Origin of the sequence: Streptomyces botrytidirepellens (assembly GCF_003721215.1) — a bacterium.
Taxonomy (GTDB): Bacteria; Actinomycetota; Actinomycetes; order Streptomycetales; family Streptomycetaceae; genus Streptomyces; species Streptomyces himastatinicus.
This window is the reverse complement of sequence record NZ_RIBZ01000064.1, coordinates 1-22,031: the sequence shown is the minus strand read 5'-3', so window position 1 is coordinate 22,031 and position 22,031 is coordinate 1. Positions and strand designations below refer to the sequence as shown.

At 69.9% G+C, this 22,031-nt stretch carries 16 protein-coding genes and 8 pseudogenes; 10 read left to right on the top strand and 14 right to left on the bottom strand.

Translation table 11 applies throughout. The annotated features are described in order from the left end of the window. Nucleotides 1–6 precede the first annotated feature (6 nt). Together EEJ42_RS04690 and EEJ42_RS04680 are read right to left on the bottom strand one after the other, a co-directional pair. Nucleotides 7–1,072, bottom strand: a pseudogene (locus EEJ42_RS04690) (maleylacetate reductase). Nucleotides 1,073–1,390: 318 nt separating this feature from the next. After that, nucleotides 1,391–2,290, bottom strand: a complete 900-nt coding sequence (locus EEJ42_RS04680) for a LysR family transcriptional regulator (protein ID WP_123098732.1) — start codon at nucleotides 2,288–2,290, stop codon at nucleotides 1,391–1,393. Nucleotides 2,291–2,390: 100 nt separating this feature from the next. Between EEJ42_RS04680 and EEJ42_RS04675 the strand changes: the two genes are divergently transcribed. After that, nucleotides 2,391–3,395: an NADP-dependent oxidoreductase gene (locus tag EEJ42_RS04675; protein WP_123098731.1), complete on the top strand. Its 1,005-nt coding sequence runs from the start codon at nucleotides 2,391–2,393 to the stop codon at nucleotides 3,393–3,395. A gap of 74 nt (nucleotides 3,396–3,469) precedes the next feature. On the opposite strand, the gene EEJ42_RS50630 is transcribed toward EEJ42_RS04675, so the two are convergent. Both EEJ42_RS50630 and EEJ42_RS04670 read right to left on the bottom strand, forming a co-directional pair. Beyond that, a complete protein-coding gene (locus tag EEJ42_RS50630) occupies nucleotides 3,470–3,640 on the bottom strand; it encodes a hypothetical protein (RefSeq protein ID WP_184502937.1) in 171 nt (56 codons plus the stop codon). Then, nucleotides 3,637–4,623, bottom strand: a pseudogene (locus EEJ42_RS04670) (transposase). Before EEJ42_RS04670 ends, EEJ42_RS50630 begins: the two are co-directional and overlap by 4 nt. Before the next feature lie 175 nt (nucleotides 4,624–4,798). Between EEJ42_RS04670 and EEJ42_RS50170 the strand changes: the two are divergent. After that, nucleotides 4,799–5,497, top strand: a complete 699-nt coding sequence (locus EEJ42_RS50170) for a hypothetical protein (RefSeq protein ID WP_148081847.1) — start codon at nucleotides 4,799–4,801, stop codon at nucleotides 5,495–5,497. A gap of 308 nt (nucleotides 5,498–5,805) precedes the next feature. Here EEJ42_RS50170 and EEJ42_RS04655 read toward each other — a convergent pair whose 3' ends face one another. After that, on the bottom strand, nucleotides 5,806–6,432 hold the full coding sequence (locus tag EEJ42_RS04655) for an SMI1/KNR4 family protein (protein ID WP_184502934.1): 627 nt from the start codon (nucleotides 6,430–6,432) through the stop codon (nucleotides 5,806–5,808). A 1,089-nt stretch (nucleotides 6,433–7,521) separates the two neighbouring features. Here EEJ42_RS04655 and EEJ42_RS04650 point away from each other — a divergent pair. Then, entirely contained in the window at nucleotides 7,522–8,127 is a 606-nt protein-coding gene (locus tag EEJ42_RS04650; protein ID WP_184502933.1) for a dihydrofolate reductase family protein, read from the top strand. Between the two features lie 17 nt (nucleotides 8,128–8,144). On the opposite strand, the pseudogene EEJ42_RS52480 reads toward EEJ42_RS04650, so the two are convergent. Continuing rightward, nucleotides 8,145–8,309 (bottom strand): annotated as a pseudogene (locus tag EEJ42_RS52480) (IS5/IS1182 family transposase); the annotation flags it as partial. Nucleotides 8,310–8,468: 159 nt separating this feature from the next. Here EEJ42_RS52480 and EEJ42_RS52475 point away from each other — a divergent pair. After that, entirely contained in the window at nucleotides 8,469–8,672 is a 204-nt protein-coding gene (locus tag EEJ42_RS52475) for a hypothetical protein (RefSeq protein ID WP_246096050.1), read from the top strand. A gap of 340 nt (nucleotides 8,673–9,012) precedes the next feature. Here EEJ42_RS52475 and EEJ42_RS04630 read toward each other — a convergent pair. The 4 genes and pseudogenes from EEJ42_RS04630 to EEJ42_RS04615 form a co-directional block, all read right to left on the bottom strand. Next, nucleotides 9,013–9,899, bottom strand: a pseudogene (locus EEJ42_RS04630) (IS5 family transposase). Nucleotides 9,900–10,834: 935 nt separating this feature from the next. After that, nucleotides 10,835–11,407 carry an MFS transporter gene (locus tag EEJ42_RS51680; protein WP_221179323.1) on the bottom strand — a complete coding sequence of 191 codons (573 nt, stop codon included), beginning with the start codon at nucleotides 11,405–11,407 and terminating at the stop codon, nucleotides 10,835–10,837. 117 nt (nucleotides 11,408–11,524) lie between these two features. Beyond that, nucleotides 11,525–12,457 (bottom strand): EamA family transporter, encoded by a 933-nt coding sequence (locus tag EEJ42_RS04620; protein ID WP_246096048.1) that lies wholly within the window; start codon nucleotides 12,455–12,457, stop codon nucleotides 11,525–11,527. A gap of 91 nt (nucleotides 12,458–12,548) precedes the next feature. Further along, nucleotides 12,549–13,526, bottom strand: a complete 978-nt coding sequence (locus tag EEJ42_RS04615; RefSeq protein ID WP_123098724.1) for a quinone oxidoreductase family protein — start codon at nucleotides 13,524–13,526, stop codon at nucleotides 12,549–12,551. A 108-nt stretch (nucleotides 13,527–13,634) separates the two neighbouring features. Here EEJ42_RS04615 and EEJ42_RS04610 point away from each other — a divergent pair, with 108 nt between their 5' ends. Beyond that, complete coding sequence (locus EEJ42_RS04610; RefSeq protein ID WP_123098723.1) at nucleotides 13,635–13,979, top strand: ArsR/SmtB family transcription factor; 345 nt, start codon at nucleotides 13,635–13,637, stop codon at nucleotides 13,977–13,979. Nucleotides 13,980–14,007: 28 nt separating this feature from the next. On the opposite strand, the gene EEJ42_RS04605 is transcribed toward EEJ42_RS04610, so the two are convergent. Beyond that, nucleotides 14,008–15,540: a carboxylesterase/lipase family protein gene (locus EEJ42_RS04605; RefSeq protein WP_123098722.1), complete on the bottom strand. Its 1,533-nt coding sequence runs from the start codon at nucleotides 15,538–15,540 to the stop codon at nucleotides 14,008–14,010. A 79-nt stretch (nucleotides 15,541–15,619) separates the two neighbouring features. On the opposite strand from EEJ42_RS04605, the gene EEJ42_RS04600 reads away from it, so the two are divergent. Next, a complete protein-coding gene (locus tag EEJ42_RS04600) occupies nucleotides 15,620–16,219 on the top strand; it encodes a TetR/AcrR family transcriptional regulator (RefSeq protein ID WP_246096047.1) in 600 nt (199 codons plus the stop codon). Beyond that, entirely contained in the window at nucleotides 16,216–17,838 is a 1,623-nt protein-coding gene (locus EEJ42_RS04595) for a CocE/NonD family hydrolase (RefSeq protein ID WP_123098721.1), read from the top strand. Before EEJ42_RS04600 ends, EEJ42_RS04595 begins: the two co-directional genes overlap by 4 nt. 147 nt (nucleotides 17,839–17,985) lie before the next feature. Here the strand turns inward: EEJ42_RS04595 and EEJ42_RS04590 are convergent, their stop codons facing one another. After that, nucleotides 17,986–19,218 carry a cytochrome P450 gene (locus EEJ42_RS04590; RefSeq protein WP_221179322.1) on the bottom strand — a complete coding sequence of 411 codons (1,233 nt, stop codon included), beginning with the start codon at nucleotides 19,216–19,218 and terminating at the stop codon, nucleotides 17,986–17,988. 360 nt (nucleotides 19,219–19,578) lie between these two features. Here EEJ42_RS04590 and EEJ42_RS54480 point away from each other — a divergent pair. Further along, a pseudogene (locus tag EEJ42_RS54480) lies at nucleotides 19,579–19,668 on the top strand (TetR family transcriptional regulator); the annotation flags it as partial. A gap of 102 nt (nucleotides 19,669–19,770) precedes the next feature. On the opposite strand, the pseudogene EEJ42_RS52465 reads toward EEJ42_RS54480, so the two are convergent. Together EEJ42_RS52465 and EEJ42_RS52460 are read right to left on the bottom strand one after the other, a co-directional pair. Further along, nucleotides 19,771–19,872, bottom strand: a pseudogene (locus tag EEJ42_RS52465) (ArsR family transcriptional regulator); the annotation flags it as partial. Between the two features lie 22 nt (nucleotides 19,873–19,894). Then, a pseudogene (locus EEJ42_RS52460) lies at nucleotides 19,895–19,999 on the bottom strand ((2Fe-2S) ferredoxin domain-containing protein); the annotation flags it as partial. A gap of 132 nt (nucleotides 20,000–20,131) precedes the next feature. Here EEJ42_RS52460 and EEJ42_RS04570 point away from each other — a divergent pair. After that, nucleotides 20,132–21,204 (top strand): annotated as a pseudogene (locus EEJ42_RS04570) (permease). After that, nucleotides 21,201–21,974: a TIGR03943 family putative permease subunit gene (locus EEJ42_RS04565; RefSeq protein ID WP_123098719.1), complete on the top strand. Its 774-nt coding sequence runs from the start codon at nucleotides 21,201–21,203 to the stop codon at nucleotides 21,972–21,974. Before EEJ42_RS04570 ends, EEJ42_RS04565 begins: the two are co-directional and overlap by 4 nt. Nucleotides 21,975–22,031 lie beyond the last annotated feature (57 nt).

Sequence of the window (22,031 nt, the reverse complement as noted above, 5' to 3'; positions counted from 1 at the left end):
GGTTCATCACCGCCGGCTCGACGGGTCGGTACCCTGCCATGCGGCTCGCAGCAGCCACCGCAGATCATGACGGGCCACAGGGCGCGGGTTGTTCGCCGGGACCACCTCCAGGATCGCTCGTGCGGCATCGTCGATGTCGGCCTCGTCGAACCCGTGGTCGCGCAGTGCTTTCGGCGCATCCACCGCACGCCGCAGCCGCTGGAGGCCCTCCGTGGCCGACGCGGAGCCGAACGCTTCCGCGATCCGGCGCCCGGCCTCCGGGGCGGCGGGTGCGTTGAACGCCAGCACATACGGCAGCACGATCGCGTGCGTCTGGGCATGTGGCAGGTCGTACGCGCCCCCCAGCACATGGCAGATCTTGTGATGCAGTCCCGAGCCCGCCGAGGAGAACGCCACCGCCGACAGGTAGGCCCCGTACAGGACCCGCTCGCGGCCCTCGAGCCCGGTCGGGTCGGTCACCACGGCCGGCAGCCCCGCCGCCAGCGCACGGATGCCCTCTCCCGCCAGCGCCCGGTCCACCGGATCCGTGCGCGGCGCCCACAGGGAGTCCACGCAGTGTGCGAGGGCGTTCAGCCCCGAAGCCACGTTCATGGTCACCGGCAGGGAGAGCGTCAGCGTCGCGTCGTACACGATCGAACGAGGCAGAACCCGCGCGTCCACGCCGGTGGTCTTGTGGGCCCCCTCGGTCAGTCCCCAGACGCTGGTGGCCTCCGACCCCGCGTACGTCGTGGGGTACGGCCACGATGGGGAGCCCACTGGTCAGCGCGATCGCCTTCGCGAGTCCGGTCGTCGAACCCCCGCCGACGCTGACCAGGACGTCCACGTCGTGCGCGGCCGCCACGGCGCGTGCCCGCTCGGCCGAGGCGACCGGTACGTGCATCACCACCTCGTCGTGGCGGGCCACGACCGGCACCTGGGCGGTGACCTTCTCGGCCAGACCCGCCGCGGAGCGCGCCGCGATCACCATCGCCCGGGAGCCGCCCAGCCGCTCCACCTCGGCGCGCACCGCCGCCGAAGCGTCGCCGGGTGCGAAACACACGCGCTGCGCCAGGGTTTCATGCTCGAACCGCACGTGCGCCTTCTCCTTCTGTCCGTGGAGGTCGGAGGTCATGTCCGCTGAAGGGAGAGCACGATGTCGAACCGCACGCGGGACCAGCTCCGCCCCGACAGGTCGCGCCCGTCGGGAGCCGGTGTGCCGGCCGGCTGCCGTCGCCGGGAGGACCTTGGGGTCGTGCGTGGCCCCGAGGAGCCAGATCGCGTGCCTGAGAAGTTCGGGTTCCATCGACGGCATGGCCGCCGCCAGCGGTTTGACGAGGTCAAGGGGCAGGCTGTGGTGGTTGAACGCCTCGCTGACCGCGTTCAGATCTGACACCCTGCTGCCCGCTGCCCGTCAGATGGCGGAGCCGGCGGCCCGCAGCTCCCGCACCAGAGCGCGCACGACGGCGGAGCCGACGAGCTCCGGGGTGGTCACATAGCCGACACGGCGCGTCGGGCGCTCCGGACCGAGATCGGTGATCTCGATCGAGGCCGTTGCTCCGACCAGGGAGAGCGCGGGCATAATCGCCATTCCGTGCCCTCCGCTCACGAGCGAGAGCACTGCTCCGTCGTCCTCGGCCTCGATCGTGGCCCTCGGGATCCAGTCCTGCGCGCCCCACCAGGCGCGGGTGTACGAGCCGCAGTTCTCGACCCAGTCGACCAGCGGCAGCGAGCGCGGAGCCGGGTGTCCGGCCGGATGCACCAGGGAGTAGCTCTCTTCGAAGAGTCCGCTCGCCACCAGTCCCGCCGGCAGCTGCGCTCCGTCCAAGGTGGCAATGGCGAGATCCGACCGCCCGTCGGCCACCTCGCCCGCCGTGCCGCGCCCGAGCTCGCGGACGATCCGCACCTGCGGCTCGATCCCGGGATACCGCGCGCGCAGCCGCTGCAGGACCGGCGGCAGCAGGTGCAGCGCGGTGCTGCGGAAGGCCGCGATCCGCAGCGGGCCCTCCGGCCCCTGCGTCGCCTCGGACCGGGCGGCTTGCCGCGCCTCGGCGACGAGCACGTCCAGCAGCCGCAGGGTACGGCGCGCATGCGCCACAGCCTTCTCCCCCGCCGGAGTGGGTCTCGCACCGGTGCGGCCGCGTTCGAACAGAACGGCGCCGATCTTGCGCTCGCTGCCGCGCACCGAGTGGGAGACCGCGGACTGTGTTAGGCCGAGTGCCTCGGCCCCGGCCGAGAAGCCGCCGGCGTCCGCAACCGCCACCAGGATGCGCAGTTCGTGCGGAGCGAGATCGGTGTCGGTCGTGCGGGCCACAGGGCGCTCACCTCGAGGTATGAGAACTGCTCATGGAACGGGGCGTCACATGAGCCCAACCGCCTGCCCGAGGGCTCCATTCCCGTCCTACGGTCCCGTCATGACCGAGAACGCGATCACCGTCCAGCAGACCGCCCGCCCCCACGGTTTCCCCACCACCAAGGATTTCGCCTTCGTCGAGTCCGCGATTCCCGATCCTGCGGTCGGCACCGCGCTCGTGGAGAACCTCTACTGGTCCGTCGACCCGTACCACCGCGAGATGATGGACGACGTGCCCGGCGGCTTCGCGCTCCACACACCGCTCGAGGGCCGGACCCTCGGGCGCGTCGTCGCCTCGCGGACGCCGGAGCTGCCCGAGGGCGAGATCGTGTTCCACCGGCAGGGCTGGCGCACGCACTCCGTGGTCCGACCCGAGGAGATCCGCAAACTCCCCCGCTTCGACGGGGTCCCCCTGACGGCGTACCTGAGCGTCCTCGGCGGCACCGGACTGACCGCCTACGTGGGCCTCACCCGCATCGCCCGGCTCCGCGAGGGCGACGACCTCTTCGTCTCCGCCGCAGCCGGCGGCGTCGGCACGGCCACTGGCCGGTTCGCCCGGCTGCTGGGCGCCGGCCGACTCGTGGGCAGCGCGGGCTCGGCGGCCAAGGTCGACCACCTGACCCGGGAGGTGGGCTACGACGCGGCGTTCGACTACCAAGACGGCCTCGCCGCTGAACTGCTCGCCAAGGCTGCGCCGGACGGCATCGACGTCTTCGTCGACAACGTCGGCGGTGAACAACTGGCCGCCGCGGTGGGCGCACTGCGCGAGTTCGGGCGCATCGTCCGGATCGGCACCATCAGCCGCTACAACACCCCGGACGCGCCCCCGCCGCACTTCAACTACTCGGACATCGTGGAGAAGAGCCTCCGCATGGAGGGCTTCCTGGTCAGCAACTACCGCGAGCTGCAGGACGAGCTGTACGAGTTCGCGGTCCCCCATCTGCAGAGCGGCCGGCTAGCGCTGGACCAGACGGTGGTGGACGGGTTCGAGCACATCGTGGACGCATTCCTGGGCATGCTGCACGGCAAGAACACCGGAAAGATCATCGTGCGGGACCACGCGTAGGCCTGGTCCGGCCGTCGCGCGCGGCGCGTGCCGCATCACTTCGGCGGCCGCGCACCGAAGCCAGGCATGCCAGGTCAGATCAGAGCGGATTCCCGGACCCTGGTGGCGGGCTCGTTGACGGTCAGCCGGGCCGTATCGGCGTCCAGGCCGGTGCCGCGTAGAAGATCGCCGAGCATCGCTGCGGCGTCCCGTCGGTCCGGTTCGCGGTCGGTCAGGGCTTCGAGTGCAGCGAACATGTCCTTCATGCGACCACCTCGGACCGCTCGACCAGGACGCCGTTCTCAAACTTGGCCCCGGAGCGGACCAGGGCGACGAGGGAGGCCCCGGTAATCGCGCGCCAGCGGGCCTGGGCGGACTCGACCAGCTTGAACACCATCGCCAGGGCGGCTGCCGGGCTGCCGGCCCCGCGGGTGACCTTGGTCCGAAGCTTCACGGTGGAGAAGGTCGACTCGATGGGGTTCGTGGCCTCAGATGGATCCAGTGCTCGGCGGGAAAGTCGTAGCGCCGTCGCCGACCACGAGCATCGGGTCGCGCATCCCGCGCCGTCGGCCGTCACGCAGCAGGTCCGCCCAGGACTCGGCGGACTCGCGCAGGCCCTCGGCGATCGCGATCAGCTCCTTGGCGCCGTCGACGCGGACGCCCATCAGGACCAGGAGGCAGGAGTGCGCCTCGGACAAGCGGATCTTGGGGTGGACGCCATCGGCCCACATGTAGGCATAATCAGAATCGGCCAGGTCACGACGCTGGAAAGCGGCGTGATCGGCGGTCCACTGCTTCGTCAGCCGGGTCACCGTAGCCGGCGACAGCCCGGCCGAGGAGCCCAGGAACTGCTCCATCGCAGGCACGAAGTCGCCCGACGACAGGCCGTGGAGATAGAGCAGCGGCAACACCTCGCTGATCTTCAGGGACTTCCGGCACCACGGCGCGAGTATCTTCGAGGAGAACCGCTGACGTTCGCCCGTCTCCTCGTCGACCCGCTTGTCGTTCACGCGCGGGGCGGCCACCTCGATGGGCCCGGCAGACGTGGTGACCGTCCGCGGCCGGTGGCGGCCATTGCGCACCACCAGCCGGCGGCCGGCCTCGTCACGCTGACCGGCCAGCTCGGCTATGTACTGGTCCACCTCCGCCTCCAGGGCGGCGGCCAGCATCCGCCGAGGCCGTCGCGGACGATCTCGTCGATCAGGGAACCGGCCTCGGTCGTGCCGTCTTCGTTGACTACGCTGAGCACGGGCGTACCTTCCCGACCCGCGTTCACAGCGCGGGCCTACTCGGTGACTTGACGACCACTCACTCGGGAAGGTACGCCCTCGCGCATCCTCCAGAGGAGCTGATCCACAAGTCCTGAGCATTGCTCGTTCGACCAGCAGCTTCTGCTGACGCCGCTCCAGATCCACCAGGCCCTGATGGGCGTCAACATGTACTGGGATCTAGGGGTCTCGTGCACAACGACGTGCGACAAGACCGCGGTGCGCTGGGAGAGCCCGTACGCCGGCACGATCGATGACGGTTTCTGGAATGCGGGGGAGTACGGTCCCAATGCTGCGCAGACCGCGAACTCCACGGTGAAGTGGACCGGTACCGGCAAGGAGCGCATCGATCTGAGCTGGAAGGTCAGGGCGGAGGTCGCGGTCAGTGACATCGGCCCGGTGAGTGCGGACTTCGGGTCCAGCGGGAAGGCGGACAATCGGGAGCTGGCACCGCGCTGCGATAACATCGTGGGCGGCTCCTCTCCCGGCTGTGTGCTGCCGTACTTCAACCCGCAATACACGGTGGACACCAACCTGTATCCGGCGGCCGGTGCCTACTACTGGTGGATGCAGCAGGCCATGGTCCACAACAACGGGGCCGGCGATGAGCCCCTGCACTACCTGGGACCCGACACCACGGTGGTCAACCCCAACACGGGCAAGCCGTGGACGTCGGACAACAGCCGCAACAAGGTGTGCGGGAACTGGACGAAACCGCCGCTGGACGCTTCGGTGGGGCCGTGGACTGCGATGAGTTCGCGATGGCCTCCACCCACGAGAGCGGCGGATTCCCCGGCGGTGTCAACGAGGTCGCCAGCGGCGACGAATGCGCGCAGCTCTTCACCGACAAGGTGAACAGCGGGAATTCCGCCTTCGGACTTCTGGCCGACACGAGGGTGGATGGGGACGGTCCGGCGGCTCAGCCGAAGTGCGGCCGGGCTGCTGTTCCGAGCACGCAGAATCAGCAGGCGTTCAAGAGCTTCCCGGCTCCTGCGTGGCGGCTTTTGGATGGGGACGGGTTCTTCCTGTCCAATCCGGGGTTCGATCACTGCTCGGGCACCGATGCGACGTGTGCGTGGAAGAAGGTCTGACGTAGCGGCCTGAGACACAGGTGAGGGGGGGGCAGTCTGGGCTGCCCCCCTCGTTTGTTTCTGCGTGCACCGTCAGGCTGTCAGGGGGGTCCAGAGGTGTTCGTCGTCAGGGTTGATCATGCTGCCCCAGACGAGGGCGCCTGCGACGAGTCCGGGTTTGTCTGAGGTTGCCAGGTCGGGGGTTTCGAGGGAGTCGGCCATCTCTTCGAGGTAGTCGGTGAGCGATTCGTATTCGGGTTCGGGGTGGTGTTGTGCGTAGCGGGTCCAGCGACACAGTCTTCCGGTTTCGGTGTCCATGTAGAGGCCGGAGGTCTGGTCGTCGGCGGAGAAGGAGAAGACGGGGATCCAGGCTGCGCGCCAGGTGACGGTGTCGTCGGTGTGGAGGCGCTGGTGGCTCATCTCCTGGCTGTACTTCGCGGCAACCGTCTCCAGACGCATCAGGGCGTGGCCTCCCATGAGGAAGGTGGAGTGCCGGGCTGACCGGGTTCCTGCGCAGCGGGCCCATAGGGCTTTGAGGGAGGAGGGTATGCGGACGCCGGTCTGCCTCTGGAGACCGGTGACGGCGTCCGGGGAGGCGCCCGTGAGGAGGAGGCCCTGGGTGTGGGGGGCGTGGTGGGCGATCCAGGTTTCGATGCGGGTCCAGGCGTCTGTTACCTGCCGGGTTTCGATGTCCTGGGTGCTGGGCGGGTGGCCGGTCACCGGGTCTCCTTTGCCGTGGCGGTGGTGGTTGTCTGGGGACAGTACCGGTGTGGGAAAGGCTTCGGCGCCCCGTGAGCGCCATCTGTGAAGGCTGGTTGGGGGAGGCCGGCGCCCGCTCGCTGGAGTCGCCGCCGGGCATGCGGAACGGGCGTCTCATTGTTGCGTCCAGCCCGTGGCCCAAAGCTCCTGTTTCTGGTCGCAGAGCAGCATCGTGGTTTTCCTGGGGGCCTTTCACCGCCGCTTGTGCTGATGAAGGGAACCGTCGGCAAGGGCGCGGGGGTGCGGGGTAACAAAGTGTTTGTCGAGGGCTGGTGGCGTCCTGCGATGCTGGCAACCGCTGCGGGTGGATTCGGGAAGGCGGGAGCCTCTTCCAGCTGTTCTCAGATCGTTTCCGCTCGACTTTGTCATGAAGTTGTCCATCGAGGGCGCGGACCTGCGGTAATGCGGCGATACCTGGAGCTGACCTGCGCAAACGATCTTTCGGCATCTTTCAGCGTGGTGCCGCGTTATGCGGTTGATTCTCCCCAGGCGCTCCCCAGCGGGGGGATACTCCCCAGATTCTCCCCGGGAAATGCCCCGCCAAGGGGCGCCGCAGAGCCGCAAGCCGGCAGTGCCGCGGGCACACTGAGTGACCCGCTATGGGCCGGACGTTTGGCGGGGTCGGCTTCGAGACAGAGGCGTTTCGGTACGTCGGTCGAGGTGCAGATCTCTCGCGGCGAGTTTCTCGATGTTGGGAAGTGGGGCCATCCGACGGGGCGAGGGAAACCCGCCAGGAGGTTCTTCGGCTGGTGGTACCCGTGTTACCCCCTTGCCTCTTGACCAGCCAAAACGGTTGCCGTGGGACCGGATGGCGGTGAGCTGCCCCGCAGATGGCCCGAATCATGAAAACCGATGATGGATCGACGTGGTGACTCGGCTGCGCGGGTCTGGAGCGCACATCTTCGAACCAGACCCTCTCGGGTCGGCGAAGAGGTACCGCACTTCACAGCCGGGCTGATCCAGACGACGGCCCTGGTGCTGCGCCGCGGAAGTTCCGCCGATGAGTTTCCGGCGATTGTGCGGTCTACCCGTCGACGAAGGGAGCGCACCATGCGCAAGATCATCGTTTGCACGTTCCTGACGCTGGACGGCGTCATGCAGGCGCCGGGCGGTCCGGATGAGGACTCTGAGAGCGGCTTCGAGTACGGCGGCTGGCAGAAGCCGGTGGCCGACGACGAGGTCGGCACGGCCATCGCCGGTTGGTACGAGCTCTCCGACGCGATGCTGCTCGGCCGCAAGACGTACGAGATCTTCGCGTCGTACTGGCCGACCGCCGATCCCGACAACCCGTTCACCCATCGGATGAACAGCACGCACAAATACGTGGCGTCTCGGACCCTGACATCCGTCGAGTGGCATAACTCCACGCTGCTGGAGGGCGACATCGTCGATGCCGTACGCAAGCTGAAAGCATCCGACGGCGGCAACATCAACGTCGTGGGCAGTGGCGACCTCGCCCAGACCCTCATGCGGCACGGCCTCGTCGACGAGTACCGGCTGACCATCCATCCGGTGATCATCGGCACCGGCAAGCGGCTGTTCGCCGACGGAGCGATCCCCACTGCGCTGGAGCCGATCAGCGTCTCGACGACGAAGGGCGGCACCATCGTCGCCGTCTACCGGCCAAATGGTAAGCCCAGCTACGACAGCTACTAGGCGGCCTCGTCCGATTATCACCGGGCAGACCACAGGAAGATGCCCGCTACGTGGAGCCCGGCCAGGTAGATGATCGCGGTCTCCTCGTAGCGGGTGGCGATGCCGCGCCACTGCTTCAAGCGGTTGATGCATCGCTCGATGGTGTTGCGCTGCTTGTACGTCTCGCGGTCAAAAGCCGGTGGTCACGCCACCGGCCGCCTCGCTTCAGCGTTCGGTCGGGGAGTAACGGCTCGATCCGCGCCCACTGCGTATCTGTTAACGGCACGCTCCAACCAGCGACGGGCTGATCCAAACGAAACGGCCTCGGGGGCTTTTCGAAGGTATTTTCAAAGGGCTGATCCATGTTCTGGCATGCTGATGGCATGTATGAGAGTCCGGAGGATCTGGAACGGTTACAGCACTTGCTCGACGACTCGTATGCTGCGGCAGGCCCTCATCTGCGTTCAATCATCACTGCGGGGCGCCGACTCGATGCGGCAGGTGTGGTCACCGAGATGGGGGCCATGCGCGTGATGGCGCTGGCCACCACGGACGGCCAGAGGTGAACCCCGGGTGGGCCCCGTCGACGGACTGTTCTATCGGGGGCGTTTCCACTTCGGGTCGGGGGCTGACTCCTTGCGGTTCCGACACATCCGGGCTCGCTCCGCAGTCTCCGCCTCGGTCATTGACGGCGAGCGGCTGCAGATCACGGTGCACGGCAGGGCCCGGGAGGTATTTCCGACAGAGGACGAGGGGCTGGCGTCGTTCCTGATCGAGGTGTACGGACGCGAGGCGTGGGACAGTTGGATGAGCGCGCTGCCTTGGGCTCGGATTGAGCCCGATCGGATGATCACTTTTCGCAACCAGTCCGCGAATGGACGTTAGGGACCGTTGTAAACCTGTTGGTCACAGCCACTCGTTGATGGCTGCGATAAGCACGGTCGCTTCGTAGCGGACGGCGAGCTTGTCGTATCTCGCGGCGACCGCACGGTGGCGCTTGAGGCGATTCCGCACTCCACCGCGTGGCGCTGCTTGTAGTCGTTCTTGTCAAACTTCGGCGGCCGGCCGCCGTGGGAGCCGCGTTTCTTGCGGTTGGCGATCTGATCGCGCTTCTCCGGGATCGTGCAGTGGATACCGTGCTTGCTCAGGTAGGCGCGGTTCGCGCGGGAGCTGTACGCCTTGTCGGCACGAACCCTGTCCGGCCGGGTGCGCGGGCGGCCAGGCCCGATCCTGGGCACCCGGATACATCTCAGGACCACCTGGAACTGCGGGGAGTCCCCGCGCTGTCCGGCCGTGATGACCAGCGACATCGGCTTCTGGGCCTGCTCGACCGCCAGGTGGAGCTTGGTCGTCAGCCCGCCCCGGGAACGTCCGAGCCCGTGGTCTTCGGGCTCGGTGAACACACCGCCTGGCGGCTCGATCTGCAGATCCCCTTTTTGCGGGCACCAGCCGCATGCTGGTGGGCGCGAGCGACGGTCGAGTCCACTGAGACATCCCAGGTGATCAGTCCCTCGGCGTCGGCCCGGGCCTGCAGCTGCTCGAAGATGCGGTGCCAGGTGCCGTCCCGCTGCCAACGCCGGAAGAGGCCGTACACCGTCTCACGGGCCGTACCGCTCGGGCACGTCCCGCCAGGGAGCACCGGCGCGGGTACGCCAGCGTATGCCGTCTATCAACTGCCGCTTGGTGTGCACCGGTGGCCGTCCAGGCTTCTTGCCGACCGTGAGCAACGGCTCCAACTTCGCCCACTGCGCATTCGTCAGATCATGCCGCCCACGAAGTGGATCTTGACACATCAAGATCCACTTCTGAAACGCACCCTAGGGCGCCAGCGAGACGCAGGCTTGCCAGTGTCGCGGGCACGCTGAGTGACTGCTGTGGACGGGGCGCATGGCCGGGCCGACCGAGGAAGAAGCGGTTGTCCGGCACGCGAAGACACCCGCCGGCAGGCCGAACGGGTCCTTGTAGGCGTTGATGCGCCAGAGGCCGTCTCCACGCCTGACGCAGCAGGATCGCCGCGGCGTCCAGGTCTTCAGCGTCCGCGGCCGCTGCTTGGCCATCTTGGTGCTGGAGTAGGGGCTCAGATCGCCCATCACCAGGTCGAACCTTCGTCCGCGCGACCTGCGGCATCACCGCGGCGAACGCCGCCAGGGTGGCCGGACGCCGGTCCCCGGCGAGGAGACGGCCTGTGCCCGGGGTGAGCGCGCAGCCGGTCCAGCTCCGAGAGGCGCTTGCCCGCGGGGACGGCGACCAGGCGCTGCAAACCAGCGGCGGATCGTCTGGGAGATGCTGAGGAGGCCGGGATCGACCCGGCGCCCAAGCGGGCCCGCAGCACGTGGGCCTTCACATCCTCGCCGCCCGTCCGGCACGTGCCGAGCTGGCGCCGCGACTGCCGGGCCAACACGCCCTGTGCACCCGCGCGTTGCGTGAGGGGCTGCGGCGGGAGCCTGATGTCGGGGCCTCCCTTCGTACGGCCATCGCCGAGAGCGGGCTGGACGCGGGGAGCGTCCGCCTCGACGCCGCAGAAAGCGGCGCCGGCTGAACGCACCCCTGAAGTGGCGCCCGGCCCGCCCCGGGCCGCGGATCCCGCTCCGCCGGGCCGGCTTCAGGCACTGGGTGTGCTTCCTCCCAGGGCCGCGGCCGTTTCCGGGACCACGAGAGGGTCGGGGTGGAGTTTGCACCTGCCGGGCGAAGCACTGCAGCAGTGCGCCGCCCACGGCGCAGATCGCCATCACGGCAAAACAGACCGCGTACCCTGCCGACGAGCTCCAGCCTCCTCCGAGGGAGATGAGATTGCCCATGGCCACGGGCGCGATGCCGCCTCCGATGAACATCGCGGTGGTGATGATCCCGTTCGCCGTGGAGGGGCACCCGCTGGGGCGACGTCGGACGCGGCGGCGTAGTAGATGGGCCAGACGGCGTTGGCCACGAGCCCGAAGGCGAGTTGGATGACGACCACGAGCAGCGAGGAGGTGGCGAAGTAGAAACAGCCAACGGAAAGGGCCATCCACAGCCCGCACACGATGATGGTCGTCCTGCGGCCGATGATGTCGGACAGGGTCGGCCACAGCACCTGCCCCAGGATGCCGGTGAGAGTGAAGACCACGCTGAGCCCGGCCGACGCGGCGAGGGAAAGACCGACGACGTTGTGCAGATAGGCCGGCAGAACGACGTTGGTGCCCATGTAGACGACCTGGGTGAGCAGCGTGGTCGCGGCGACCAGGGTGATGTTGCGATTGCGGACGCACTCGATGAGCAGCTTCTTGTGGGACGGGGCGGGACCCTCCTGCCCGTCGTTGAGCACCGGGGGAGTCAGGCCCTTTTCCGCTATGTGGGAGTAGAGGGTGTCGATCTTGTCCGCGGTCGAGTAGTGACGCTCAGGCCCGGTCGCTCCTCATAGACGCCGCGTTCCCTGTGGGAGTCACTCGACCGGCACGGCGACGTTGTCGCTCTCGGCCCGCGAAGTCCGTCCGCCATGGGGCGTTTCGCTTTTCGCGGTCACCCGTGAGCGCGGTCGTTCCCCGGTTCCCAGGTACGTGGCGGCGACGGAGGCGAGGGCGACTGCGGCGATGCCGAGCCACTGCGGCCAGGCCAGCCGTTGCCCGAGGATGAGGAGTCCGAACAGGGCGCCGGCGGCGGGTTCCAGGCTCGTGAGTACGCCGAACACGCGTGGGGGGATCCGGCGCAGGGCCTCCAGGTTGAGCGAGTACGGGAGCACGCTGGCCGCCACCGCCACCACCGCGGCCACCCACAGTACCTGCGGGTCCAGCAGCGCGGTTCCGGCGTGGGTGATGCCGTACGGGGTGCTCAGCAGTGCTGCCCACAGCACTGCCAGCGCCAGGCCCTGGCCGCCGCTGAGGCGTCGTGCCATGCGGGAGGAGACGAGGATGTAGCCGGCCCAGCAGGACGCCGCCACCGCGGCCAGGGCGAGGCCGCCCGGGTCGAGGGGAACGCCACCTCCGCCGAGCAGAAGGACACCGGCGGCCGCCAGGCATGCGGGCAGGAGGTCGACCGCTCGTCGTGATCCGGCCAGGGCGATGACGAACGGGCCGAGGAACTCGATGGTGGCCACGGCTCCCAGGGGGATGTGGTTCACCGCCTCGTAGAACGCGAGGTGGTGCCCCGCTAGCAGGGCCCCGGCGCCGATCACCGTCCCCCATGCGCCTTTCACCGAGTCGAGCGCCTGCCGTCGGGGGCGCCACACCAGGCACAGAAGGACACCCGCGATCAGCAGGCGCAGGAATACCACGCCCGCGGCACCTACCTGCGGGTACACCTGGGGCGCGAAGGCCGCGCCGAACTGGATTCCGCACACGCCGCCCAGCACAAGTCCGGGAGCGGGTATCTTCCCCACGACTGCTGCGTATCCTCGAGGTGTACTGCTCTCATTCATTCCTTGCCCGAATTCCTGTTGCTTTGGGTGCGGCTGTGGTGTGCCGTGCTCTTCAGTCGGTCATCCGCAGCAGCAGCTTGCCGGTGGAGGTGCGTCCGCCCATCAGGCGGTGGGCCTCGGCCGCGTCCGGCAGTGGGAACTCCGCGGTGACCGGGAGGGTCACGGTGCCGTCGGTGGCGGTGGGGAAGGCGCGTTCGGTGAGGGAGCGCAGTGCCTCGGGCGCGGACTGTGCGAGGGCCAGGATGGAGAAGCCCGCGACGGAGCGGCCCTGTGCGGCGAGGTCGGCCTGTCCGACGTGCCACGGCTCGGCCCCGCTGGCGTTGCCGAAGGACACCAGGCGCCCGAAGACGGCCAGGGTGTCGAGGCCGCGGCGCAGGGTGTCGCCGCCGACCGGGTCGAGGAGCAGGTCGACGCCCCTGCCGCCGGTGGCGCGGTGGACGTCGTCGGGGAAGGTGTCGGTGGTGAACACCTCGTCGTAGCCGTGCTCCAGGGCGTGTCCGGCCTTGGCCGCCGAGGAGACCACGCCGTACACCGCACCGGCGCCCGCCGCCCGGGCCAGCTGTCCGGCCACCGTGCCGATGCCCCCGGCAGCACCGTGCACCAGCACGCTCTCCCCGGCGCGCAGCCGCCCCACCTCGTGGAGGAGCGCGTGCGCGGTGGGCAGCACGGTGGGGAACGTGGCCGCGGCCCGCGGGTCCAGGCCCTCGGGGAGCGGGAAGACGGTGGCCGCCTCGGCGGCCACCACCTCCGCGTAGCCGCCGCCGCCGACGAGGGCGGCGACTTCCTGTCCCGGGTGCAGTACCTCGACGCCGTGGCCGACGGCCCGGATCCGCCCGGAGACCTCCAGACCGGGGCGACAGGGCAGCGATGCCACCCGGTATCCCTCGGCGCGGGCTTTGAGGTCCGCGAAGTTCACGCCCGCGTAGGCGACGTCGATGGTGACCTGCCCCGGGCCCGGTTCGGGGGCCTCTGCCTCCACGACCCGCAGTACCTCGGGACCGCCGTACTCCTGGAACTCGATCGCACGCATCGGCGAGACACATCCTTCCGACAATGATCAATGAGCTGGTGTTCAATGAAAAGCGAACACTGGGGACTGTAAGGTGTTCGTCGAACACTGGGCAAGGTGAGGAGGGTCATGGCAAACCAGGAGGCGGGCCGCAGTCACCGCGCGGCGCCGGTGCACACGGATCCCAGCGAGGTGTCCGTCCTGACCGCGCTGTCCGCGCTCGCCGATCCCGTGCGCATCCAGCTCGTCCGGGAGTTGGCCGGCTCCGTCGAATGGACGCGCGGCTGCGGCAGTTTCGATGTCCCGGTCGGCAAGGCCGCGCTCAGCCACCACTTCTCGGTCCTGCGTGGCGCCGGTCTGGTCGAACAGCGTGACCAGGGACCCAGGCGGGTCAACCGGCTGCGCCGCGAGGAGTTCGATGCCCGCTTCCCCGGCCTGCTCGACCTGGTGCTCCGGGCCGACGGCACCGGTTGACGGGCGCGGCGCGCCCGGGTCATCCGCGTCAGGCGGTCAGCAGAGGAAGCGCGTCGAAGGTGTGGTCCTGCCATAGTCGGTGCGAGGTCTCCTCGGGGTACGTGGCGACCGCCGGCGGGGCGTCGAAGACCCGGGTCATGCGCTGCCGGGAGTCGTACGCGGGCCAGCCCGGGGCGCCCGAGGTGGCGAAGGACGTCCAGGCCGTGCGTATCTGGGACGTCAGCTCGCGGGCCTGGTCGGTGTGCTCGGGGCCGATGGCCACCGGGCCCAAGTGGGCGTCGTAGGTGCCGAACAGCAGCGGGCCGTCCAGGCCGTGGCAGGCGCGCAGCAGTCCGCCCCGGCCGGGGGACTGCCAGGCAAGCTCGTACAGGTAGGCCTTTCCGCCCCCGGCGGCCTGGGCCTCGGCCAGGTGGAGGGTCGGCATGCGGAACAGCCAGTCGCTCTGCACGAGTTCGAACAGCTCCTCGGCGGACGCGTCCGGGAATGCCTCGCGATAGGCGCGCTCTCCGTCATCGCCGGGGCCGAAGTGGCGCAGTGCCTGCGTCGCCTGCTCCTCGGTGACCTTGCCGAAGAGGTCACCGAAGAGGAGGAACGTGCGCCACTCGTCCCGGTTGTGGCCGATGACCAGCTCCACATCCCGTCCCGCGCCGCCCGCGAGTCCCTGCCAGGGTGCGGCCGGGAGCACCTCGCCGTCGACGACGGGGGAGAAGAGGGACAGCGTGTGCGCGAAGGTCCCCCAGCGGTCGTCGTACTGCCGCATCTTCGTCTCCAGCGCGTGCCCGACCGCCGGAAGCTCACGCGGATCCACACCGGACAGCTCGCATGCCGTCGGGCGCAGGCCCGCCTCGGTGGCGAGGGTGGCCGCGACGTCCCGGGCCAGGGCGTCGGAGAGGAATGTGCCCGGCAGGCTCTGTCCGACGGCCCGCCGGAACAGCCCCACCGCGCGCGGCATGACCATCAGGGAGGCGATGGACCCGGCGCCGGCCGAGTCGCCGAGGATGGTCACCTGCTCGGGGTCGCCGCCGAACGCCGTGATGTTCTGCCGCACCCACTGCAACGCGGCGACCTGGTCGAGCAGGCCACGGTTGGCGGGGGCGCCGTCGACGCGGGCGAACCCCTCGGCGCCGAGGCGGTAGTTCAGCGACACGAACACCACGTCGCCCTCGCGGGCGATGTGCTGGGCGTCGTAGCCGGGGCTGCCGGAGAAGCTGTGCTTGTAGGCGCCGCCGTGGATCCACACCATGACCGGGCGCAGGGCGGCCGGGTCCGGGGCGGGCGTCCAGACGTTGACCGTCAGCCAGTCGTCGCCCGTGCCGGAGAACAGGCCACCGCCGCTGCGACCGCCCATGTTCGCGTCCTGCGGGGGCGGCGGGCCGAAGGCGTACGCCTCCCGTACGCCGTCCCAGCCACTCACGGGCCGGGGCGCCTGGAAGCGGGCCTCGCCGAGCGGCGGCTCGGCGTACGGAATGCCGCGGAAGACGGCCAGGCCGCCTTCCGCCCGGCCGCGCACCGCGCCGACGGCGGTGCGGACCTCGGGCTCGGGGGATCCGGCTGCGGACATCGGTGGCTCCTCACGGGCAAAGCTTAAAGCGTTCCATTTAACAGTTGCCCATTTTTTGACACGTGTCTAGTGTCGACGTGTGCAGGATCGACAAGACCGCCGGGTGCTCCGCTCCCGTGCCGCCCTGATGGCCGCTGCGGTGCGCCTGGTTTCCGAGCGCGGCACCACCGCGCTCCCCGTCACCGACCTCGCCGAGGCCGCGGACGTCAGCCGACAGCTGGTGTACCTGCAATTCGGGGACCGTGACTCGCTCCTCGTGGCGGCCGCGGCCGACCTGGTCGAACGGGAACTGCTCCCCGACGCCGGAGACATCGCCGCGTCGCGCCGTGCGCGCATGCTGGCGATGGCCCGCCACTTCGCCCGGTACCGGCCCTTCTACCGCGCGATGCTCACCGGCTCCTGTGCTTTTCCCATGACCCGGGCCCTGAACAGGCTGTTCGGCTCCCTCGTCACCATGGAGGGCCTGCGGGAGGTGTTCGGCGACCTCGACGAGGCCACCGCCCAGGACCTGGCGGCGCTGGTCACGGGCGGGACCGGCGCGATCGTCAACGACTGGGTGATCGATGCGGACGGCCCCCTCGACCCCGAGGAGCTGGCGGACCGCCTGCTGCGTGTCTCGACCGCACTGGCCCACGGTCGCCTCACCCTCGCCCCCACACCCGGAGACCGCCCCCGATGAACCTCAGCAGCCACGTCGTCCAGCGCATGCTGCGCCTGCCCCCTCCCCGGACCAGGGACCTGACCGTCGTCCGTGATCTGCGCGTCCCGATGCGTGACGGGGCCGTCCTGCTGGCTGACCGCTGGGCACCGGAAACCGGTGGCGACGGCCTGCCGACCGCGCTCATCCGCCTGCCGTACGGCAGGTCCGGCATGACCGCCGCCCCGATGGTCCGGCCGCTGGCCGAACGCGGCTTCCAAGTGCTCATCCAGAGCACACGCGGCACCTTCGGCTCCGACGGCCCCTTCGACCCGCTGCGCTGCGAGCGCGAGGACGGCCTGGACACCCTGGACTGGATCATCGAGCAGCCCTGGTTCGGTGAATCGATGATCCTTTGCGGCGCCAGCTACAGCGGCTTCACCCAGTGGGCGGTCGCCGACGCCGTGCCACCCCAGGTCAAGGCCATGATTCCCGGCGTTTCCGAATCGGCCCTCACCTTGGACTTCCTCCACTCGGACGCCTTCTCCCTGGAGACCCCGTTCGTCTGGGGCGTCCAGGTCGCAGGCCAGGAACGCCGCCTCGGCATGGTGCGCGCGATGCTGGGCGGGAAGAAGGTCCAACGCGCCCTGCGCACGTTGCCGTTGAATCAGGCCGACTCCGCCGCCATCGGCCACCGCGATGACTACCTCCAGAACATCCTTGTCCATGATGCCGACGCGCCGTTCTGGCAGAATCTCGATCACCGCGACCGGGTCGCCGACATCACCGCGCCGGTGAGCAGCGTCGGGGGCTGGTACGACATCTTCCTGCCCGGCCAACTCCGCGACCACCGGGCCCTTCAGGACGCCGGACACTCCGCGGCCCGTCTCACCGTCGGCCCCTGGACCCACATCTCCATGGACGTGGGACACACGTACACCGCCGAGGCCCTCGACTTCGGCCTGGCCTTGGCCCGGGGTGAGAAGCCGGCCGAACGCGCCCCGGTGCGTCTGTTCGTCATGGGGGAGGAGAAGTGGCGCGACTTCCCGTCCTGGCCGCCACCGGGCTATGAACCCCAGCGCTTCCACCTCCAGCCCGATGGCGCCCTGGCCCCCGAGGAACCCGGGGCATCACCCCCCGATGGCTACCGCTACGACCCTGCCGACCCCACCCCGGCCGTCGGCGGTGTCCGCATGGCGTTCGGCGAGAAGGCCGGCCGCGTCGACAACACCGCCCTGGAGGCCCGCCCCGATGTCCTCACCTACACAACTCCCGTACTGAACAGCGACGTTGAGGTCATCGGAGAGGTCAGCGCCGAGATCTTCTTCCGCTCCAGCCTCCCCTTCGCCGACGTCTTCGTCCGCCTCTGCGGCGTCGACGCCGACGGCCGCTCGACCAACGTCTGCGACGGCTTGATCAGTCTCACCGGCGCCGACGAGACCCGCGCGGCGCAGGTGAGGCTGTGGCCGACGGCGTACCGCTTCCAGCGCGGACACCGCATCCGCGTTCAGGTGTCCAGCGGTGCCTTCCCCCGCTACAACCGCAATCCCGGCACCGGCGAACCGCGCGCCACCGCCACCATCCTCCGCCCCGCCGACCAGCAGGTCTTCCACGACCCGGACCATCCGTCGGCAGTGGTCCTTCCCATCCGCCGGGGCTGATCCGCGGGAAGGCACGGCGTGGGCATGGGGCGTCCCCGGATGGCTCAGAGGGTGGTTGCGGTCAGCTGTTCCCGGCGGCCCTCCACCGGCTCGGCGCCCGGGCCGGGCGTGTGGGCCCAGGCGCGGCCGAGGTTCGGTCGGCTGCGGTTACCAGGCCACCGGTAGTTCGTAGATGCCGTAGACGACGCCGTCGTCCTTGAACGGGATCTCCTCCAGCGGGGTCGCCCGGCGCAGGGTGGGGACGCGGCGGAAGAGGGTGCGGTAGGCGACCTGGAGTTCCAGCCGGGCGAGTGGCTGGCCCAGGCACTGGTGGACGCCGAAGCCGAAGGCCATGTGGCGGCGGGCGTCGCGGTGGATGTCGAGCCGTTCGGGGTCGGGGAAGACGTCGTGGTCCCAGTTGCCGGTGGCGCCGGGGATGATGACGCCTTCCCCGGCGCGGATGAGCTGCCCGCCGATCTCGATGTCCGCCAGTGCGAGGCGGCGCTGCCCGTTGTGGACGATGGTCAGGTAGCGCAGCATCTCCTCCACCGCGCCCGCGAGGACCTTCGGGTCGTCGGTGTCGCGGACGACGGCGAGCTGGTCGGGGTGTTCGAGGAGGGCGAGGACGCCCAGGGCGATCATGTTGGCGGTGGTCTCGTGTCCGGCGCCGAGCAGCAGCAGGCCGAGCATGGCGGCCTCGTGGCGGGTGAGTTCGCCGGTCTTGGTGCGGGCGGCCAGGTCGGAGAGCACGTCGTCGGCGGGGTGGGCGAGCTTGGCCTGGAGTTGTTCGTCCAGGTACGTCAGGAGTGCGCCGGAGGCGGCTCGGGTCTCCTCGGGGGAGGCGTCCCGGCGGACCCCGACCGCGCTCTTTTCCTGGAAGAACGCGTGGTCCTCGTAGGGGACGCCGAGCAGTTCGCAGATCACCAGGGACGGCAGGGGCAGTGCGAGGGCTTCCACCAGGTCGGCGGGTTTCGGTCCGGCGAGCATGGTGTCGATGAAGTCGTCGGTCATCTTCTGGACGGCGGGCCGCATGGCCTCGATGCGTTTGATGATGAACGGGCCGGTGACCATGCGGCGGATGCGGGCGTGTTCGGGGTCGTCCATGTGGAGGAAGGACGGCGGGTTCTTGCTGAGGGCCTCCTGGAAGGCGGCGCTGACGTGGGGGAAGCCCGGGCGGGTGGGGTCGACGCTGAGCCGCTGGTCGCCGTACAGGGCGCGCTGGTCGGCGTGGCGGGTGACGAGCCAGGGCGTGCTGCCGTCCCACAGGCGGACCCTGGAGACCGGCCGCTCGGCGTGCAGTCGCATCATCTGCGGGGGCGGGGCGAACGGGCACCCGGCCGCCCGGGGCATCGGAAACTCGGGCACGTCCGCATCCGGGGCGCGGTCAAGGGCATTGCTCATGGCACTCCTCATGGTCCTCATGGGGGAAAGGGGTGGGGGTGGCCGGACCACGGGTCACCAGCGCACGGGCACCTCGCGCAGGCCGCCGACGGTCAGGCCCTGGAGTCCGGTACGACGGGCTCACCACAAAGGCCACAGTCTTAAATCAATGGACTTATTTAAAGTAGCGCCCAGGGGTATCTCGCATCAAGCCGAAGGCGGCAATCAAGGGCCCGACGTGGCGTGAAGTGGCGAGGATCGTCCGCGACGTGCTGTTGCGTAGGTTTTCGACGGTTGACCTCGCCGGCTGGGGCGAGGATCCGCGGTGGTCTGTGGGGCCGGTCGTCGCGGAGCTGATGAGGTCCCGATGTGGTGGTGAAGATGGCAGACAGGACGCGGCACGAAGAGCGGGTCGCTGCGACGCGGGAGGCGTTGCTGAGTGCGGCGGAGCGGCTGTTCGCCGAGCGCGGGGCCCTGCTTCCGTACGGCTCCCGATAGCCGCCGCGCCCGGCCGGGGTCAGTGGGTATCGCGGTGTTCGATGTGGTGGACCGCCTGGTCGAGGACTCGGGCGACGACTGCCGCAGAGTGGTGAGGATCAGCAGCAGGGAGGGCGTGGCCAGGGCCTGGAGCGTGGTGGCGACGCACGCTGCCGTGGCCTCGTCGAGGCGGGCGGCCGCGAGGCATCGCGGCGGCGCAGGGGTGCTTGCGAGGGTTGCCGCAGCAGCAGCCCCGGCAGACGACCAGGGTGCGCGGCCGGTCGCGGGCGGCGCCGCTCGTCGCCGCTAAGGTAGCTCCGCACACCGCCGTGGCGAAGGACCTTGTGGGGGAGACGTGAAGGACAGCGATGTCGACATAGCGCCGCCGCTGCGTGAACGCGGCGACGGCGACCGGGCGTCGCCGCCGCGCCACGATGGAGCCGACCGAGCCGATGGGATGGGCACGGCGGTCCGCGTCGCCTCGCACGCGCTGATCGCGGGCGTTCCGGTGGTGGTGCTCGGCGGTGCCGCCCTCGTATGGGGGCCGGATGTCACCGCCGCGCTCGACCACCGTGCGGTGGCGGCGTGGCGGACGGTGTTCACCGCGATCGTCATCCAGGGCGTGCCGTTTCTGCTGCTGGGCACCCTGGTGTCGGCCGCTGTCAGCGCGTTCGTCCCGGCCCGGGTCTTCACCCGGGTGCTGCCGAGCAACCCGGCGCTCGCGGTGCCGGTGGCGGGCGCGGCCGGGGCAGTTCTGCCGGGCTGCGAGTGCGCCTCGGTGCCGGTGGCCGGCAGCCTGATGCGGCGCGGGGTGACCCCTGCGGCGGCACTGGCGTTTCTGCTGTCGGCCCCGGCCATCAACCCGATCGTGCTGGTCGCGACCTATGTGGCCTTCCCCGGCAACCCCGGGATGGTTGCCGCCCGCCTCGTCGCCTCGCTGCTCACCTCCGTCGCCATGGGCTGGCTCTGGCTGCGGGTGGGCCGCGAGGAGTGGCTGCGCCTGCCGAAGGGGCCCACCGGGCACGCCCCCGGCNCACCTCCGTCGCCATGGGCTGGCTCTGGCTGCGGGTGGGCCGCGAGGAGTGGCTGCGCCTGCCGAAGGGGCCCACCGGGCACGCCCCCGGCGCCGGCCGTGCGGAGGAGTTCCGGGTCTCCCTCCAGCATGACTTCCTGCACGCCGGGGGCTTCCTCGTGGTCGGCGCGGCGGCGGCGGCCACTTTCAACGTCGCGGTGCCGCACTCGGTACTGCGGCTCTTCTCCGACTCCCCGTGGCTGTCGGTGGCCCTGCTGGGGCTGCTCGCGGTGCTCCTCGCGGTCTGCTCCGAGGCCGACGCGTTCGTCGCCGCCTCGCTCACCGGCTTCTCGCCCACCGCCCGGCTCGCCTTCATGGTCGTCGGCCCGATGGTCGACCTGAAGCTGATCGCCCTGCAGTCGGGCACCTTTGGGCGCGCCTTCGCGCTGCGCTTCTCGTCGGCCACCTGGGTCACGGCGATGGTGAGCAGCGCCGTGGTGGGGTGGTGGCTGCTGTGAAGCGCAACATCCAGGTGCTGCTGCTCCTGTTCCTCGGCGTCGGTCTGCTGCACATCTCCCTGCTGAGCGATCTGTATCTGCGCTACGTCCGCCCCGGGCTTCAGCCCGCGCTCATCGCATCCGGTGTGCTGCTCATCGTGCTCGGCGCGGTCAGCGCCGCGCGCGACGGCTTCCCCCTCAACCGCCCCCGTGCGCACCACGATCAAGGCTCCGATCATGGCCACGGTCACGGACATGCGGGCGGTCCGCGGGTCGCCTGGCTGCTGTACGTACCGGCCCTGACCATTCTGTTCCTGGCGCCGCCCGCCCTCGGCTCGTACACCGCCGCCCGCGACGACGCCAAGGCCCCCACCTCCCCGAAGCCCTCCGCGCCCGGCAGCAGCCTGTTCCCCGCCCTGCCCGCCGGTCAGGCTGTCGAGATGTCGCTGAACGACTTCACCTCCCGTGCCGTCTGGGATACCAGCGGCACCCTGAAGGGACGCACCATCCGCCTCACCGGATTCGTCACCCCCGGCCGCCACGGCACCTGGTACGTCAGCCGCCTGGCCATCAGCTGCTGCGCCGCCGATGCCACGGTGCGCAAAGTGCGGGTACACGCGGCCGCGGCGCCGCCCGCCGACGCGTGGGTGACCGTCACCGGCACCTGGCATCCCACCGGCGAGGTAGGTACGGACGGTGCCGCCCCGGCGCTGGACGCCACCGCCGTTCAGCGCGTCCCCGAGCCGAAGGATCCCTACAACGACGTGGTGGCCACGGGGGGCCGTAGCTGAAGGCCCAGCCGCACGCGTCAGCCCCAGGCTGATGGCCCGGGGCTGACGCGTGCGGCT

What these genes read in the sequence shown, in the direction of transcription:
- EEJ42_RS04675 (WP_123098731.1), top strand. Translation starts at nt 2,391, where the DNA reads ATGACCGAGAACGCGATCACCGTCCAGCAGACCGCCCGCCCCCACGGT.
- EEJ42_RS50630 (WP_184502937.1), bottom strand. Translation starts at nt 3,640, where the DNA reads ATGAAGGACATGTTCGCTGCACTCGAAGCCCTGACCGACCGCGAACCG.
- EEJ42_RS50170 (WP_148081847.1), top strand. Translation starts at nt 4,799, where the DNA reads ATGGGCGTCAACATGTACTGGGATCTAGGGGTCTCGTGCACAACGACG.
- EEJ42_RS04650 (WP_184502933.1), top strand. Translation starts at nt 7,522, where the DNA reads ATGCGCAAGATCATCGTTTGCACGTTCCTGACGCTGGACGGCGTCATG.
- EEJ42_RS52475 (WP_246096050.1), top strand. Translation starts at nt 8,469, where the DNA reads ATGTTCTGGCATGCTGATGGCATGTATGAGAGTCCGGAGGATCTGGAA.
- EEJ42_RS04615 (WP_123098724.1), bottom strand. Translation starts at nt 13,526, where the DNA reads ATGCGTGCGATCGAGTTCCAGGAGTACGGCGGTCCCGAGGTACTGCGG.
- EEJ42_RS04610 (WP_123098723.1), top strand. Translation starts at nt 13,635, where the DNA reads ATGGCAAACCAGGAGGCGGGCCGCAGTCACCGCGCGGCGCCGGTGCAC.
- EEJ42_RS04605 (WP_123098722.1), bottom strand. Translation starts at nt 15,540, where the DNA reads ATGTCCGCAGCCGGATCCCCCGAGCCCGAGGTCCGCACCGCCGTCGGC.
- EEJ42_RS04595 (WP_123098721.1), top strand. Translation starts at nt 16,216, where the DNA reads ATGAACCTCAGCAGCCACGTCGTCCAGCGCATGCTGCGCCTGCCCCCT.
- EEJ42_RS04590 (WP_221179322.1), bottom strand. Translation starts at nt 19,218, where the DNA reads ATGAGCAATGCCCTTGACCGCGCCCCGGATGCGGACGTGCCCGAGTTT.